Origin of the sequence: Streptomyces sp. MnatMP-M17 (genome assembly GCF_900091995.1) — a bacterium.
Classification (GTDB): domain Bacteria; phylum Actinomycetota; class Actinomycetes; order Streptomycetales; family Streptomycetaceae; genus Streptomyces.
Genome location: NZ_FMDK01000246.1, coordinates 1 through 15,983 on the forward strand (window position 1 = coordinate 1; position 15,983 = coordinate 15,983).

Genomic DNA, 15,983 nt, shown 5'->3' on the forward strand with positions numbered 1-15,983 from the left:
CCCCGCCACTATGTCGCCCTGTTGTGGGTGGCGCTGCTGGCGGTCGCCGGAGTCGGTGCCGCCTCCGCGTCGACCCCCACGTCCAGTTCTTTCTCCATTCCGGGAACGGAGGCCCAGAAGGCCTTCGACCTGCTGGAACAGCGCTTCCCCGGAGGCAGCGCCGACGGCGCCACCGCCCGGGTCGTCTTCAAGGCGCCCGCGAACGAGAAGATGACCGACGCCGGCCACAAGGCCGAGGTCCGCGCGATCGTGGACGAACTGTCGGGCGGTTCCGGCCAGGTCTCCTCGGTGACCGATCCGTACACCGCGAACGCCGTCTCGAAGGACGGATCGACGGCGTATGTGTCGGTCTCGTACAAGGTCGCCTCGATGGAGCTGACCGACGAGACCCGTACGGCGCTGGAGGAGACCGGCGCCGACGCGCGGGCGCAAGGGCTCGCGGTGGAGATCGGCGGTGACGCGCTCCAGGCGGCCCCGGAGACCGGTGCCACCGAGATCATCGGTGTGGCCATCGCCGCGGTGGTGCTCGTCATCACATTCGGTTCGCTGATCGCGGCCGGGCTTCCGCTGCTCACCGCGCTCATCGGCGTCGGTGTCGGTATCTCGACGATCACCGCGCTCGCCAATGTGCTGGACCTGGGCTCCACCACCTCGACTCTGGCGATGATGATCGGTCTCGCGGTCGGTATCGACTACGCGCTGTTCATCGTCTCGCGCTACCGCGCCGAACTGGCCGAGGGCAGAGAGCGTGAGGACGCGGCAGGACGGGCCGTGGGCACCGCCGGATCCGCCGTGGTCTTCGCCGGGCTGACGGTCGTCATCGCGCTGGTCGGTCTCGCCGTGGTCAATATCCCGATGCTCAGCAAGATGGGCTTCGCCGCCGCCGGCACGGTCGTGATCGCCGTCCTCATCGCGCTCACCCTGATCCCGGCGCTGCTCGGCTTCGCGGGCAAGCGGGTGCACGGCCGCAAGGCACGCAAGTCGCTGGAGAGCGGGCACCACGAGCACAAGGCCAACATGGGCACCCGCTGGGCGCGGTTCGTACTGCGTCGGCCCGTCACCGTACTGATCACGGCCGTCCTCGGGCTCGGCGCGATCGCCCTTCCGGCCACCTCGCTGGAGCTGGGCCTGCCGGACGACGGTTCGCAGCCGGTCAGCACCACTCAGCGCAAGGCGTACGACCTGCTGTCCGACGGCTTCGGTCCCGGCTTCAACGGGCCGCTGATGGTCGTGGTCGACGGCAAGGCCAACGACAACGCCAAGGCGGCGGCCACCGAGGTCGCCGACACCGTGAAGAAGATGGACGGCGTCGCCGTCGTCACTCCGTCCACCCTCAACAAGGCGGGCGACACCGCGACCATCACGGTGATTCCCAAGGACCGTCCGTCCTCGGTCGAGACCGAGAATCTGGTCCACTCCATCCGTGACACGGGCGGGCGGATCACGGCGGACAGCGGCGCCGAGGTCCTGGTCACCGGCGCCACCGCGATGAACATCGACTTCTCGCAGAAGATGAACGACGCGCTGATCCCGTATCTCGCGCTCGTCGTCGGCCTGGCGTTCCTGCTGCTGATGCTGGTCTTCCGGTCGGTGCTCGTACCGCTCAAGGCGGCGCTGGGCTTTCTGCTCTCCGTCGTGGCCGCGCTCGGCGCGGTGGTCGCGGTCTTCCAGTGGGGCTGGCTCGGCGGGCTGCTGGGAGTCGAGCAGACCGGTCCTGTGATGTCGATGATGCCGATCTTCATGGTGGGCGTGGTGTTCGGGCTGGCCATGGACTACGAGGTCTTCCTGGTCACACGGATGCGCGAGGCGTATGTGCACGGCGAGCGGCCCGGTGAGGCGATCGTCACCGGCTTCCGGCACGGCGCCCGCGTGGTCTCGGCCGCGGCGGTGATCATGATCGCCGTCTTCGCGGGCTTCATCGGCTCCAGCGAGTCGATGATCAAGATGATCGGCTTCGGTCTCGCGATCGCCGTCTTCTTCGACGCGTTCGTGGTCCGGATGGCGATCGTGCCGGCGGTGCTCGCGCTGCTCGGCAGGAATGCCTGGTGGCTGCCGCGCTGGCTGGACCGGGCGCTGCCCAATGTGGACGTCGAGGGCGAGGCGCTGCGCAAGCGGCTCGGGGACACGGCGGGCGCGGACGGCGGTCCGGGCGGTCCGGGCTCCGAGCGGGAGCTGGTGAGCGTCTGAGACGACGCGTCCGAGGCGAGTCCGAGGCCCGCCTGAAGCCCGTCTGAGGCCGGCGACGGTCTCAGCCTGTACGCCGGGACCTCGGCGTGAGCGGCGCATGGTCCCGGTACGCACCGGCAGCCGTGGGGACGGGAGCCGGAGCGGTGCACGCGGCCCGGTCGTCCACTTCCTGGGTGAGGTGGAGGACCGGGCCGCCGTGCTGTGCCCGTGGATTCCCGGGACGCTCGTGGGTCTCCTCGGTGACGCTCGCGGATCTCTTACGTGCTCGCGAATTTCTTACGTCCGGTGGAGCAGCCGGCCCAGTTCGTTCTCGACCTGAAGGTCGTGGCGCTCCTCGCCCGCGGGGACCATCGCGTACGAACTCCGCAGGAACCGGCGCAGCGGCGCGGAATCGAACTGCACCATCGCCACACCTTCCGGCGAGTGGAACTCCAGCACCGTCTGGGCCCGGCCGCACGGCCAGACCTGTACGTCGCCGTCGCCGGAGGGAATGCGCAGTCCCTCGTCGAGGAGATCCCGGGCGAAGGCCCAGATGACCTCACTGTCGTCGAGGGAGACCTCGACCGGAAAGACGATACGGATGGCGAGGGGATCATCACCGTCATAGCGGAGGGTGACCGGAACGGCCTTGGAGTAAGGCGCGTCCGTGATGAGCCGGCATTTGGCGGACTGCTCGACGACGGGTGACATCGCTGGGACCTCCTCCATTTGAGAGAGGTTTAATGCTTAATCCTACAAAGAATATGCATTTATCACTAATTGTGGCTGAAGTGACATTCCTCGATCACCGGCACGGCAACTCGCGTACAACCTGCTCTTGCGAACCGTTCGCAACATGGCTCTACTATCGAACGGCTTGCCCACCAGCAGGAAGCGGAGCCCGCTCATGCATGTCCCCGACGGATTCATCGATGTACCTGTCTCGGTCGCCGCCGGCGTCGTCGCCGCGGGTGCCGTGGCGGTCAGTCTGCGCGGCGCGCGCCGTGAGCTGGACGAGCGCACCGCGCCGCTCGCCGGACTCGTCGCCGCCTTCATCTTCGCCGTGCAGATGCTCAACTTTCCCGTGGCGGCCGGTACGAGCGGCCATCTGCTGGGCGGAGCGCTGGCGGCGATACTCGTCGGTCCGTTCACCGGCGTCCTCTGTATCTCCGTCGTCCTGCTGATGCAGGGCATCCTCTTCGCGGACGGCGGGCTCACCGCGCTCGGTGTGAACATCACCGTCATGGGCGTGGTGACGACCGTCGTCTCGTACGCGCTCTTCCGCGGCCTGGTCAAGGTGCTGCCGCGCACGCGCCGCTCCGTGACCGTCTCCTCGTTCGTCGCCGCGCTGGTCTCCGTACCGGCCGCGGCCCTTGTCTTCACCGGTATCTACGCCGTCGGAGGGACGACGGACGTACCGATCGGGAAGGTGCTGACCGCGATGGTCGGCGTCCATGTGCTGATCGGGATCGGCGAGGCCGTGATCACCGCGCTGACGGTCGGCGCGGTCATCGCCGTACGGCCCGACCTGGTGCACGGAGCCCGAGGGCTGTCCGCGCCGCTGAAGCTGCGCGTGGGCGGCGAGCTGGTGGATGCCGCGCCGGCGGCTTCTCCTGCCGCGGCCTCGCCTTCCTCGGCAGCGGTTCCTGTGGCCGCCCGCTCGAACCGTCCGCTCCTGGTCACGGGTCTGGTCACCGCCCTCGTCCTGGCCGGCTTCGTCTCCTTCTACGCCTCCGCCAATCCTGACGGTCTGGAGAAGGTCGCCGCCGACCACGGCATCGACAAGAAGACCGAGGAGCACGCCTCCGCCGACTCGCCGCTCGCCGACTACGGCGTAAAGGACATCTCCGACGCCCGGCTCTCCGGCGGTCTCGCCGGAGTGATCGGAGTGGGCGCCACGGTCGTCGTGGGCAGCGGTGTCTTCTGGGCGGTGCGCCGTCGCCGCACAGGGACCGCCACTTCGCCGCCCGCCGGGTCCGCCGTCGGCGGGAGCGTCTGACATGGGCGCGGGCCATGCCCACAAGCTCTACCGGCACGGACACTCGCCGGTCCATCAGCTGCCTCCGCACTGCAAGCTCGCCGCCGTCTTCTGCTTTGTGACCGTGGTGGTCTCCACGCCGCGCGAGGCGGTCTGGGCGTTCGCGCTGTACGGAGTGCTGCTTGCCGCGGTCGCCGGAGTGGCCCGTATCCCGGCCGGCTTTCTGCTGGGCAGGCTGCTGATCGAGATCCCGTTCGTGGCGTTCGCGGTGCTCATGCCGTTCGTGGTCCCGGGCGACCAGGTCCGGTTCCTGGGACTCTCGTTGAGCGTGCCGGGCCTCTGGGGTGCCTGGAACGTACTCGCCAAGGGCACGCTGGGCGTGGCCGCGTCCGTGATCCTCGCCTCCACGACCGAACTGCGCTCCCTGCTGCTCGGTCTCCAGCGACTGCGGCTGCCGCCGCTGCTCGTCCAGATCGCCTCCTTCATGATCCGTTACGGCGATGTCATCACCGACGAGATGCGCCGGATGTCGATCGCCCGGCGCTCGCGCGGTTTCGAGGCGCGAGGCGTACGGCATTGGGGCGTGCTCGCCAAGTCGGCCGGCGCGCTCTTCATCCGCTCCTACGAGCGAGGCGAGCGCGTGCATCTGGCGATGGTGAGCCGGGGATACACGGGCACCATGCCGGTCATCGACGAGGTGACCGCGTCCCGGGCGCAGTGGAGCTACGCAGCCGCCCTCCCGCTGACGGCGCTCGCCGTCTGTCTGCTTGGCTGGACCCTATGACCGTCTTTGGCTGGACCCCATGACCGTTCCTCCTGCCGTACCCGGGGCTTCCGTACCCGGGCCCGTTCCGGTTTCCGCGCCTGCCTCGCTTGAGGTCAGCGGGCTCGCATACGCCTATCCGGACGGCCATCAGGCCCTCTTCGGCGTCGATCTGACCGTCGGGCGCGGTGAGCGGGTGGCGCTGCTCGGTCCCAACGGCGCCGGCAAGACCACGCTCGTCCTGCATCTCAACGGGATCCTCGCGGCGGGCGCCGGTTCGGTCGCGGTCGCCGGGCTGCCGGTGGCCAAACGGAATCTGGCCGAGATCCGGCGCCGGGTGGGCATCGTCTTCCAGGACCCGGACGACCAGTTGTTCATGCCGACGGTACGGGAGGACGTGGCCTTCGGACCGGCCGCCGCCGGGCTGCGCGGGCCGGAGCTGGAGGCGCGCGTCGTCACCGCGCTCGGCCGGGTCGGGATGACGGAGTACGCGAACCGGCCGCCGCACCATCTCTCCTTCGGGCAGCGGCGCCGGGTCGCCGTGGCGACCGTACTGGCGATGGAGCCGGAGATCCTCGTCCTCGACGAGCCCTCGTCCAATCTCGATCCCGCGTCCCGGCGTGAACTCGCCGATATCTTGCGCTCGCTGGACATCACCGTGCTGATGGTCACGCACGATCTGCCGTACGCGCTCGAACTCTGCCCACGTGCGGTGATCCTCAGCGACGGTGTCATCGTGGCGGACGGGCCCACGCACCGGCTGCTCGGCGACGAGGAACTGATGGCCGCGCACCGGCTGGAGCTGCCGTTCGGATTCGACCCGCGTTCCGTGTCGCCCGGACACGTAGCACCATAGAGGGGGTCGCGCCGTCGGGGCGTGGCGCTATGACGGGGTGGGTGGCGCGGGCGTGGACGTCCAGGGCACGGTGGCGGCGGGCTTCGAGCCGGTCAGGGACGCTTTCGTAAGGAACTTCGAGCGGCTCGGTGAACGGGGCGCGGCGGTCGCCGTGTTCCAGGACGGGCGCAAGGTCGTGGACCTGTGGGCGGGGACACGCGATGTGGACGGAGCGGAGCGTGCGGCCGGGGCCGGGGCCGGGGCGGGTTCGGGCGTGGCTGGTTCGGGTGTGGGCACGGAGCCGGACGCGGGTGCTTCGGATTACGTCTCCGATCCGGCGCCGTGGGCCGTGGACACCGCCCAGATCGTCCGCTCGGCGACGAAAGGGATCGCCGCCGCCGTACCGCTCCTGCTGCACCAGCGCGGACAGATCGATCTCGACGCGCCGGTCGGCACGTACTGGCCCGAGTTCAAGGCCGCGGGCAAGGAGCGTGTGCTCGTACGGCATCTCCTCTCGCACCGCGCGGGCGTACCCGTACTCGACCGGCCGCTGACTCCGGCCGAGGCGCTCGACGGCGAGTCGGGCGCGCGGGCGCTGGCCGCCCAGCGGCCCGTCTGGGAGCCGGGCACGGACCACGGCTACCACGCGCACACCTACAGCTGGCTGATCGCCGAACTGGTCCGACGGGTCACCGGGCGGAGCGTCGGCCGGTGGATCGCCGAGGAGATCGCCCGTCCGCTGGGGCTGGACTTCTGGGTCGGGCTGCCGGCCGAGGAGGCCCACCGGGTCGGGCGGATCGGACGGCTGACGGAGTCCGCGGAGCTCGCGGAGCCTGCGGTGGGGGGCGGCGCGCTGCGGCTGCGGCCCAAACGGTCGGTCTCCGAGGCGTACCAGGACACCGGGTCGCTCACCCGCCGCGCGTTCGGGGTGATTGATCCGCGGCCCGACGAGAACGACCCGGCGTACCGCGCCGCCGTGCTCCCGGGCTCCGGCGGCATCTCGACGGCGCGCGCCCTGGCACGGTGCTACGCCGCGATGATCGGCCCGGTGGACGGCCACCGGCTCTTCGCGCCCGCCACGCTGACCTTGGCGCGTACGGAGGAGTCGGCGGGCCCGGACCGGGTCCTGGTCGTCGCCACCCGCTTCGGCCTGGGCCATATGCTGCACGGCCCTGCGGCGCCGCTGCTCGGACCCGGCTCTTTCGGGCATCCGGGGCGCGGCGGCTCGCTGGGCTTCGCGGATCCCGAGTCGGGGATCGCGTTCGGGTATGTGACGAACGGTATGCGCAAGGGAGTTACGGCGGATCCCCGCGCGCAGGCGCTGGTGCGGGCGGTGCGTTCCGTGCCGTCGGTGGCTTCGGCGCTCTGAGGACGGTCACGGCACGCCCCGCCGGCGTCATACGTCGTCGGGCTTCTCCCGCTCCGAGTCGACCGGGTCCACATTGGTGACGTCCAGCGCCGGGCGCAGTGCCTCGGCGATCTTGACGGCGTCGTCCACGGCCCACAAGTGGGTGAAGAACAGGCGCGGTTCCTCGTAGAGGCCGTGGTTGTGGACCTCGACAAGACTGATCCCGCCCTTGCGCAGGATCGTCAGGACCTCCTGGACCTCGTCGGCGACCATGGCGAAGTCACCGTTGAGCGCGGCCCGGCCGCCCCCCAGCGCCTGGAAGTTGAAGGCCGAGGTCGCGCCCAGGCCCGGCGGCAGCACCCGTCCCCGGTCGATGATGGGCTCGCGGCGGGCGAAGACGCACTTGAAGATCCCGCCGTCGTCGGAGCCCTTGACCCCCATCGCCTCCTCGATCCCCGAGACGTCCAGGCCGGGGCGGGACGATGTGCCCGACGGCCTGCCCGGGGGCCTGGCGGGCGGGCTCGCCGTGCGGTCCATCGCCACGCGCAGACCGCGGGCGAGCGCCGCCGCGTCGTGTCCGTGCCCGTGGATATGGCACCACCAGACGTCGGGGGAGTGGGAGAGCAGATGCTTGTGCAGGGCGGTCACCGCGATGCCGTGCTCCGTCAAGGCGTCGAGCACGCCCTGGAGTTCCTTCTCGGTGACATTCAGATCGCCCATGACCAGGCAGCTGTGGTCGGTGTACCGGACGAAGCCCATGTGCGAACCCAGGGCGAGCCCGGGGCTGACCTCGACCCCGTACGAGACCACCTTCAGGTCGCTGCGCGGGAACCGGGTGTGGTAGAAGACGCCGCGTACGAGCTCGCCCGTGCGGCCGAGCGCGTGTGACACGTCCTTCCAGTCCGCCAGCGTGGTGGGCACCGGTTTGACGGGCCCGTGGCCGCCACCGCCCTGGGGAGTCCCGGTCGTCTCGCCGGGCTCGGCCAGGGCGACGACTGTTCCCACCCCGGCCAGCACCGGCGCCAGCGCCGCCGCGACCAGCAGCCGCCGTCGCGGCGGTGTGGCCGCGCCGCTGTCGGAAGTGCCGCTTTCCTGCTGTGAGTCTCCGCTCATCACGTTTGTACCTCCGTAACGAGATCAAAACATGATCCGTCGGGGCGCGCGATCCACGGAACGGCGCCCGGGGTATGCCGGGAGAGCCCTTGCGGCCGGGCCCAACACGCCCTCGCCGCAGTGCCGCTGGGGCGGTCGCGTTCGGTCATCCGGGGCATGCACCGGGGCTTGCGTGAGGGCGCGCGCCGGGGGCATGCGTCGGGGGCGCGCGTCGGGGGGCGGTCGGCTCACGGGCCCTGGTGCGGGCGGTGCGGTCGGCGACATGATCGGCCGATGAGACGTTTCGAGGGATACGGCGTACTGATCACCGGAGCCGGACGCGGCATCGGCGAGGCGACCGCGCGCCGGCTGGCGCAGGAGGGCGCGCGCGTCCTGGTCACGGACCTGGACGAGAAGCGCGCGGCACGGGCGGCGGAGAGCATCCCGGACGCGGTGGCGTACGGGTGCGACGTGGCCGACCGCTCGTCGGTGGAAGCGGCGGTCGCGTACGCGGTGGAGCGCTTCGGCGCACTGGACGTACTGGTCAACAACGCCTACGCGTGCACACCGGACGCTCCGCTCTTCGAGGACGAACCGGACGAGGGCTGGGCGCGGGATCTCGACATCACGCTCACGGGCGCGTTCCGCTGCGCCCGCGCGGCGCTTCCGCATCTCGTGGCCTCGGGCCGGGGCGCGATCGTCACGGTCGGTTCCGTCAACGGCGAGCAGGACTTCGGCAATCACGCCTACAGCGCGGCCAAGGCGGGCCTGGCGAGCCTGACCCGTACGCTGGCCGGCCACGCGGCGCCGCGAGGTGTCCGCGTCAATCTCGTCGCTCCGGGCACGATCGCCACGGATGCCTGGACGGGCCGTGAGGCGCAGTTGGACCGCGCGGCGCCGCACTACCCGATGGGCCGGGTGGGCACACCGGCCGATGTGGCGTCGGCGGTCGCGTTCCTGGCGTCCCAGGACGCCACATGGATCACGGGCGTGACACTCCCGGTGGACGGCGGACTCCTGACGAGCAACGTGGGCCTGCGGCGGGCGCTGGGCTCGGAGGCGTGAGGGTGCAGGGGCTGAGGGTGCGGCGCGGTTCCGGCTCTCACCCGGTGGTGTGCAGCATCAGCCCGATACCCACCACCACCAGTCCGGCCGCCGCGATCCTCGGAGTCCCGAAGCGCTCCTTGAAGAAGAGCGCGCCGATCGCCGCGCCCACGATGATGGAGGACTCGCGCAAGGCCGCGACCGGAGCGAGAGGAGCGCGGGACTGGGCCCACAGGACCAGCCCGTAGGCCAGCATGGAGAGGGCCGCGCCGAAAAGCCCGAGGACGGCGTGGGGGCGGAGCTGGTAGAGCAGCCGGGCGCGGCGGGTGCGCAGGGCGTACGCCGGGATCAGGGCGCCCTCCAGGATCATCAGCCAGGCGATGTAGCCGATCGGCGAGCCCGAGTTCCGTACGCCCACGCCGTCCACGACGGTGTACGCGGCGATCGACAGCCCGGTCGCGAGCGCGGCCAGCAGCGCGGGCCAGTGGGGTCCGTTCCGCGTCGCGCCCTTCGTTCCCCGAATCCCCCACAGCGCCACGCCCAGCAGTCCCGCCGAGGCGACCGCCACCCCCGTCGCCTGCCAGATGTCCAGGGACTCGCCCACGAAGACCGCCGCCAGGACGGTGACCACCAGAGGCGCCGTGCCGCGCGCGATCGGATACATCTGGCCGAAGTCACCGAGGCTGAACGAGCGCATGAGCAGCGCTTGATAGCCGATGTGCAGCAGCGCCGAGACGAGCAGGTACGGCCAGGCAGCCGGGCATGGCAGCGGCGCGAAACAGGCGATCACCGCACCGATCACCGCCGCGCCTCCGCCGATCAGCGTGAACGCGGCGAGCTGGTCCTTGATGGTGTGCGCGATGGCGTTCCAGCTCGCGTGGGTGAGGGCGGCGACCAGGACCGCGGCGGCGACGAGCGGTGTCACGCCTCGCGCTCGCGGACGTCCACCAGGGTGCCGCCCGCGTGTGTGATCAGGGAAGTCGGGTCCATGGGGAACACCGAGTGCGGTGTGCCCGCGGCCGCCCAGACCACGGAGTGTGCGAGCAGCCCTCGGTCGGCCAGCACGCGGGTCTTCGTAAGGTGCCCGAAGGGCGGGACGCCTCCGATGGCGTAGCCGGTGGTCTCCCGTACGGCATCGGCGCCGGCCCGCTTGACGGCCGCCGCGCCCAACTCCTGTCGTACCCGCTCCACATCGACCCGTGAGGCGCCGTCCATCAGTACCAGTACGGGCACTCCGTCGGCCTCGAAGACCAGCGACTTGACGATCTCGCCGAGACCGCAGCCGATCGCGGCGGCTGCCTCCGCGGCGGTGCGGGTGGCGTCGGGGAAGCGGCGGATCCGCCCGGTGACCGCGTCGAGGCCCAGCTCACGGAGGGCCTCGGCGAAACGCGGGTGGGCGGCGGAGGCGGCGGTGTCGGAAGTGCTCATGCGTCGCACGCTAGCGGCCACGGGCCGGGCCGTACCACCTGCTTTCCTCCGGGCCGTGCGGAGCCTTCGCGCGAGTGAGTGTGTCCGCCACCGTGGTGCAGGCGATCCGGACGACGGCGCGGAGGTCGGCGAGCGGAGTGCCGGCGCGGCCGACGCTCTCTCGGCCGGTCCCGAGGCGCTGCGCTCCAGCTTCGAGTTCTACCGCGCGCTCGACACGACGATGGAGCAGAACACCCGCCGCAGGCGCCGACGGCTGACGCTGCAGGTTCTGACGATCGCGGGAGCGGAATGCTCGGCCGAACTGGTCGAGAACACCATGAAGTTGGCCGCCGACGACCTGGAAAGCGTGATCCTCCCGGACTGCGGCCACTACCCGGCCGAGGAAGCCCCCGAGGCGATGCTGGCGGCACTGATGCGCTTCCTGGCTCCGTACCGGGACGCCTGAGGCGCGTACGCGCCGTACGAGGCGTATGCGGGCAGGCCGGCTGACCGGCTACCGCGCTACGGTGCGCGCCGCCACGCGGTCGACCGTACGTCCGTCGCCTTGACGTACGGAACCACGGTCACTCGCCGGCCGCGTCGAGGAGGATCCGTGCCAGTTCGCCCGGTCGGGAGAACATCGGCCAGTGTCCGGTGTCCATCTCGACCAGCCGCCAGTGTTCGCCGGTCAGCAACCGGGCCACGTCCTCGCTCGGCTCCGCGCCGTCGAGCAGGCACTTGATGTATGTCGCCGGAAGCTCGCCGAGCGGCCGGGCCAGCACGGCCGGCTCGGCCAGCGACGCACCCGGGTGCGGTGTCGAGCCGCTCACGATCCGTGTGACCTGCTCATCGGTGAGGCCCTGTCCGGCGTAGTCGGCCGCGGTCAGCGGTGCCCAGAAGCCGCCGTTCGCGGCGATCGCGGCCTCCAGCTTCGCCGGGCCCTCCCACCAGGCGGAGACGAACGACTCTCCGTCGGTCGGAACGTTGGAGTCGACGAAGACCACGCGGGCCAGCCGGTCGCCGATCCGCTCGGCGGCCTGACCGACCGGGATGCCCGAATAGCTGTGCCCCACCAGGACGACATCGCGCAGATCTTGGCGTTCGATCTCGCCGACGATGTCCTGCACATGGGTCTGCTGCCCGGCCGGCACGCCCTGCTTCTCCGCGAGGCCGGACAGTGTCAACGGGTGGGCGCCGTGTCCGCCCGCACGCAGCAACGGCACCACCTCGTCCCATGCCCACGATCCGAGCCACGCGCCTGCGACCAGTACGAATTGCGTCATGACGGCAACGTAGCGGAGAGGTCGGACAACGCCCCCGAAACCGCCCGCGGCACATCCCGGCCACGTCTCGTCGCCGCAGTGGCGTCCAGCGGCCGGTCCTACTCGAACCGTCCTCGTGGAAGGCGCCCACGATGCCCAGGAGGCCGTCAGGGAACTCACGGCGATCGCCGACCCGGTGAAGCCCCACCTCACGATCGACACCCCCCTGCGCCGCGCCCTGGCCGGGGCCCTTGAGCAGATCGGCGGGCTTGTGCCGGCCTATCAGGCCATGGCGTCGGTGTTCGAGGGCCGGGATGCCACGGTGGCCGAAGAGTTCACCGCGCTCTGCACGACCCACATGGTCCGGCTCAGGGCCGTCGGCCTGCTCCGGCGTCAACTCGACGTCGAGCTGCGCGCGGGCAACCAGCGGGCCGCCGTACGGGCAGCCGGCCAGGACGCCGACGCATTGTTCGACAACTGGTGCGCCGAAGCCGAGGCGTACCTCGTCGCAGAGGCGTATCCGCTGGGAGACCTGGTCGCGGTGCAGGTCGAGGCGGCACTGGCGGTCGCAAGGCTGCTGGACTCCGAAGCCGAATGACGACCACGGCGGGAGAGCGGCGCAGCAGCCAGGCCAGTGCGACGTGGGCCGGCGTCACGCCGAGGCGCTCCGCCGGGCCTGTCAGTTCGTCGTAGCTGCTGAGCCGCCCTGAGGCCAGCGGGTAGTAGGGGACGAACATGATGCCCTGCGCCCCATGGGCCGAGCGCGGGCAGCCGTCAGCCCGCCCTGAGCACCGCCGCCACCACCGGGCCCGCCGCGTCTCCGCCGTGGCCGCCCGACTGGACGACCGCCGCGGCGGCCACGTCGTTCTGGAAGCCGGTGAACCAACTGTTCGACGTGGCCTGGCCGTCGACCTCCGCCGAGCCTGTCTTCGCGCCCTTGTCGCCGCCGAGTCCGGACATCGCGTTCGCCGCCGTACCGCTCGTCGCCGTGAGCCGCATCATGTCGCGGAGCTGCTGCGCCACGGAGTACGGGAGCGAGCGCGCCGCGGTGGCCAGGGCGCGGTCGTCCAGCGAGCGCGGCACGATGACGGGCTGCTTGAACGAGCCGTTCTTCGCGGTGGCGGTGATGGACGCCATGTTGAGCACGTTCATCTGGACCGTGCCCTGCCCGATGTACTGCGCCGCCGCCTCGCCGCCCGCCGCCGACGGCACGCTTCCGTCGAAGGAGGCGATCCCGGTCTTCCAGTTGTCGAGGCCGATGCCGAACACCTCCTCGGCCTCGTTCTTCAGCGCCGAGTCGTCGTGCGTGTCGTCGATCAGCTTGATGAAGGCGGTGTTGCAGGAACGGGCGAAGCTCTGCGCGAATGTGCCGTTCGGGATCGAGAAACCGTCCAGGTTCTGGAACGTACGGCCCTGGTACATCGCGGTCGCCGGACACTCGGCGGGACGGTTGGCGTCGGCCAGGCCCTTCTCCAGCAGCATCGCCGCCGTCACGATCTTCATCGTGGAGCCGGGCGCCTGCTTGCCGAGCATCGCCGCGTTGAAGCCGTCCTTGCGGTTGTTGGCGACCGCCAGGATCTCGCCCGTACTGGGCTTGACCGCCGCGACCGACGCCTCGCTGAACTTCTTCACCGCCTGCTCGGCGGCGGCCTGCACATTCGCGTCCAGCGTGGTGCGCAGCGTGCCCTCCTTGCCCTTGGCGAGGGTGAGCAGAGTCTGTCCGGGCACGCTCTCGCCGTCGCTCTTCAGCGACAGCTCGATGCCCGGCGAGCCGCCCGCGTCGCTGCCGTACCGCTCCTGGAGCTGGTCCAGGACGGACCCGAGCGAGGGGTACTTCGCCTTCGTCAGCTCCACGCCGTTGCGGTCCACCGCCTTGATCGGCGGGACCTTCGCCTCGGAGGTCTCCAGATACGTCGTGTCCGTCAGCCCGGGATGGATCACGGCCGGCGCCCAGTCGACCAGCGGACGCCCGGTGGTCAGCCCGCGTACGACGGTCAGCTCGGAGCTGTACGACCACGGCTTGCTCTCGCCGCCGAACGCCACCGTGGCCTTGACGGTGAACGGCACCTTCGCACCCACCGCCCGGCCCGGTGTGATCACCGCGTCGGTGACATGGGCCTGGTCGCGGTAGCCGTCGATGACGGGCGCCGCGGCGGTCGGGTCGTTGGTGAGCTGGGCGACGGTCGCGCCCTCGCTTCCGTCCGCCCATCCGGCGAGGAAGTCCTTCGCGGCCTTGTCGATCTCGTCGGCGCTCAGCGGCCCGGTCTTGACCTCTCGCGTCTCGGATGTGGTGGTGGTGTTCGTGTTTCCGCCGGTGAGCCCGCTGTACACGTTGTACGCGCCGTATCCCACCCCGCCGGCGACCACGGCGAACACGCCGCCGACTATCGCGACCTTCGCTCCACTGCGCATCTGTGCAGTCCCCCTCCCCAGGAGCCTCCTGGAACATCTGAACATGTTCAAGGAAGTATCGGACCGAACTCTACGGGACGGGTGTGTCAAGGGAGGAGTGCGTTATAGGACTGGGACGATCTCCTCCCAGCCACACCACCACCCCCGTCGGACTACACCCACGTGTCGAACCACATCCGGCTGCGCCAGGAGTCGATCGGGATCGGGGTGCCGGTGTAGAGCGGCCAGAAGTAGATGAAGTTCCAGATGATCAGCAGGACCAGTACGCCCGCGCCGACCGCGCCGATCGTTCTGCGGCGTTCGTCGGAGCCCGGTGGGCCGATGAGGGCGCCGGCCAGCATGGTGACCGCGAGGCAGAGGTACGGGACGAAGACGACCGCGTAGAAGAGGAAGATCGTCCGCTCCTGGTAGAAGAGCCAGGGCACCCAGCCCGCCGCCACGGCGCAGGCGATCGCGCCCGCGCGCCAGTCGCGGCGGAAGAACCAGCGCCACAGCACGTAGCAGAGCGCCAGGCCGCCCGCCCACCAGAGCAGAGGCGTGCCGATCGCCAGTACCTCACGGGCGCAGTTGCCCGGTGTGCCCGCCGGGCAGCCGTCGGTGCCGGCCTTCGGGTCCTCGTAGAAGTACGAGACCGGGCGGCCCAGGACGATCCAGCTCCACGGGTTCGACTGATAGGTGTGGCCGGAGGTCAGATTGATGTGGAACTGGTAGACCTCGTTCTCGTAGTGCCACAGGCTGCGCAGCCAGTCCGGCAGCCAGGTGAAGTGGCCGCCCTTGCCCTGCGTCGTGGCCCAGTTCCTGAAGTAGCCCTTGTCGGTGACGATCCAGCCGGTCCAGGAGACGACGTACGTGACGATCGCGACCGGCACCGTCGAGATGAACGCCGGCACGATGTCCCGGCGGAGCACCGCTACGTACGGCCGTACCGCGCCCGCCGTGCGCCGGGCGCCGACATCCCACAGGACGGCCATGACGGCGAAGGCGGCCAGGATGTAGAGCCCGTTCCACTTCGTCGCGAAGGCCAGGCCCAGCATCAGTCCGGCCGCGATCCGCCATGGCCGCCAGCCCAGCCGCAGCCGCTCCGCGACCTCGACGTCCGGGCGCAGCAGGCCCTCCTCGTCCACCGGGAGCGCCGCGGCCAGCCGGCGCCGTGCCCAGTCGCGGTCGGTCACCAGACATCCGAAGGCGGCCAGGACGAAGAACATCAGCACCAGATCGAGGAGCGCGGTACGGCTCATCACGAAGTGCAGACCGTCGACGGCGAGCAGTCCGCCCGCCAGACATCCGAGGAACGTGGAACGGAACAGCCGCCGCCCGATCCGGCACAGCATCAGCACCGAGAGCGTGCCGAGCACCGCCACCATGAAGCGCCAGCCGAAGGGCGTGAACCCGAAGAGCTGCTCGCCGAGGCCGATGACCCACTTGCCCACCGGCGGATGGACGACATATCCCGGGTCCGTCGGCAGCGGCACCTTCGACGGATCGGCCAGGATCTGCTTGTCGATGTCCTTGGGCCAGCTTCCCTCGTAGCCCTGGTTGACCAGCGCCCAGGCGTCCTTCGCGTAGTACGTCTCGTCGAATATCACCGCCTTGGGGCTGCCCAGGTGCCAGAAGCGCAGCACTCCCGCCACCGCCGCCACCAGCAGCGGCCCGCCCCAGGCGGACCAGCGGACCAG

At 70.5% G+C, this 15,983-nt stretch carries 15 protein-coding genes; 8 read left to right on the forward strand and 7 right to left on the reverse strand.

Features of this window, described 5'->3' with window-relative positions:
• A partial coding sequence (locus GA0115259_RS11960) for an MMPL family transporter (RefSeq protein ID WP_107469169.1) occupies nt 1-2,187 on the forward strand: 2,187 nt, incomplete at its 5' end.
• Between the two features lie 276 nt (nt 2,188-2,463).
• On the opposite strand, the gene GA0115259_RS11965 is transcribed toward GA0115259_RS11960, so the two are convergent.
• Nucleotides 2,464-2,877 carry an SsgA family sporulation/cell division regulator gene (locus GA0115259_RS11965; protein ID WP_093594931.1) on the reverse strand — a complete coding sequence of 138 codons (414 nt, stop codon included), beginning with the start codon at nt 2,875-2,877 and terminating at the stop codon, nt 2,464-2,466.
• Nucleotides 2,878-3,073: 196 nt separating this feature from the next.
• On the opposite strand from GA0115259_RS11965, the gene GA0115259_RS11970 reads away from it, so the two are divergent.
• From GA0115259_RS11970 to GA0115259_RS11985, 4 genes are read left to right on the forward strand one after another with little or no spacing between them, the layout of a single operon-like run.
• Entirely contained in the window at nt 3,074-4,165 is a 1,092-nt protein-coding gene (locus GA0115259_RS11970) for an energy-coupling factor ABC transporter permease (RefSeq protein WP_093594934.1), read from the forward strand.
• A gap of 1 nt (nt 4,166) precedes the next feature.
• Nucleotides 4,167-4,928: a cobalt ECF transporter T component CbiQ gene (gene cbiQ, locus GA0115259_RS11975; protein ID WP_093594937.1), complete on the forward strand. Its 762-nt coding sequence runs from the start codon at nt 4,167-4,169 to the stop codon at nt 4,926-4,928.
• A gap of 19 nt (nt 4,929-4,947) precedes the next feature.
• Nucleotides 4,948-5,763, forward strand: coding sequence for an energy-coupling factor ABC transporter ATP-binding protein (locus GA0115259_RS11980; protein ID WP_093594940.1), 816 nt, complete (start codon nt 4,948-4,950; stop codon nt 5,761-5,763).
• Nucleotides 5,764-5,815: 52 nt separating this feature from the next.
• The gene (locus tag GA0115259_RS11985) at nt 5,816-7,111 is read left to right on the forward strand and encodes a serine hydrolase domain-containing protein (protein ID WP_093594943.1); all 1,296 of its coding nucleotides are present in this window, start codon (nt 5,816-5,818) and stop codon (nt 7,109-7,111) included.
• Between the two features lie 27 nt (nt 7,112-7,138).
• Here the strand turns inward: GA0115259_RS11985 and GA0115259_RS11990 are convergent, their stop codons facing one another.
• Nucleotides 7,139-8,203 carry a DUF1259 domain-containing protein gene (locus GA0115259_RS11990; RefSeq protein ID WP_093594947.1) on the reverse strand — a complete coding sequence of 355 codons (1,065 nt, stop codon included), beginning with the start codon at nt 8,201-8,203 and terminating at the stop codon, nt 7,139-7,141.
• A gap of 273 nt (nt 8,204-8,476) precedes the next feature.
• Here GA0115259_RS11990 and GA0115259_RS11995 point away from each other — a divergent pair, with 273 nt between their 5' ends.
• Entirely contained in the window at nt 8,477-9,247 is a 771-nt protein-coding gene (locus tag GA0115259_RS11995) for an SDR family NAD(P)-dependent oxidoreductase (RefSeq protein ID WP_093594950.1), read from the forward strand.
• Nucleotides 9,248-9,284: 37 nt separating this feature from the next.
• Here GA0115259_RS11995 and GA0115259_RS12000 read toward each other — a convergent pair whose 3' ends face one another.
• Entirely contained in the window at nt 9,285-10,151 is an 867-nt protein-coding gene (locus tag GA0115259_RS12000) for a DMT family transporter (protein WP_093594953.1), read from the reverse strand.
• Complete coding sequence (locus GA0115259_RS12005; protein WP_093594968.1) at nt 10,148-10,654, reverse strand: YbaK/EbsC family protein; 507 nt, start codon at nt 10,652-10,654, stop codon at nt 10,148-10,150. The genes GA0115259_RS12000 and GA0115259_RS12005 overlap by 4 nt, the downstream gene beginning before the upstream one ends.
• Nucleotides 10,655-10,709: 55 nt before the next feature.
• On the opposite strand from GA0115259_RS12005, the gene GA0115259_RS12010 reads away from it, so the two are divergent.
• Nucleotides 10,710-11,099, forward strand: coding sequence for an alpha/beta fold hydrolase (locus GA0115259_RS12010; RefSeq protein ID WP_176732516.1), 390 nt, complete (start codon nt 10,710-10,712; stop codon nt 11,097-11,099).
• Between the two features lie 118 nt (nt 11,100-11,217).
• Here GA0115259_RS12010 and GA0115259_RS12015 read toward each other — a convergent pair whose 3' ends face one another.
• Nucleotides 11,218-11,916, reverse strand: a complete 699-nt coding sequence (locus GA0115259_RS12015; RefSeq protein WP_093594956.1) for an alpha/beta fold hydrolase — start codon at nt 11,914-11,916, stop codon at nt 11,218-11,220.
• A 115-nt stretch (nt 11,917-12,031) separates the two neighbouring features.
• On the opposite strand from GA0115259_RS12015, the gene GA0115259_RS39590 reads away from it, so the two are divergent.
• The gene (locus GA0115259_RS39590) at nt 12,032-12,493 is read left to right on the forward strand and encodes a hypothetical protein (RefSeq protein WP_141716534.1); all 462 of its coding nucleotides are present in this window, start codon (nt 12,032-12,034) and stop codon (nt 12,491-12,493) included.
• Between the two features lie 176 nt (nt 12,494-12,669).
• Here the strand turns inward: GA0115259_RS39590 and GA0115259_RS12025 are convergent, their stop codons facing one another.
• Together GA0115259_RS12025 and GA0115259_RS12030 are read right to left on the reverse strand one after the other, a co-directional pair.
• Nucleotides 12,670-14,307 (reverse strand): penicillin-binding transpeptidase domain-containing protein, encoded by a 1,638-nt coding sequence (locus GA0115259_RS12025; protein ID WP_093594959.1) that lies wholly within the window; start codon nt 14,305-14,307, stop codon nt 12,670-12,672.
• Nucleotides 14,308-14,459: 152 nt separating this feature from the next.
• A partial coding sequence (locus GA0115259_RS12030; protein WP_176732517.1) for a dolichyl-phosphate-mannose--protein mannosyltransferase occupies nt 14,460-15,983 on the reverse strand: 1,524 nt, incomplete at its 5' end.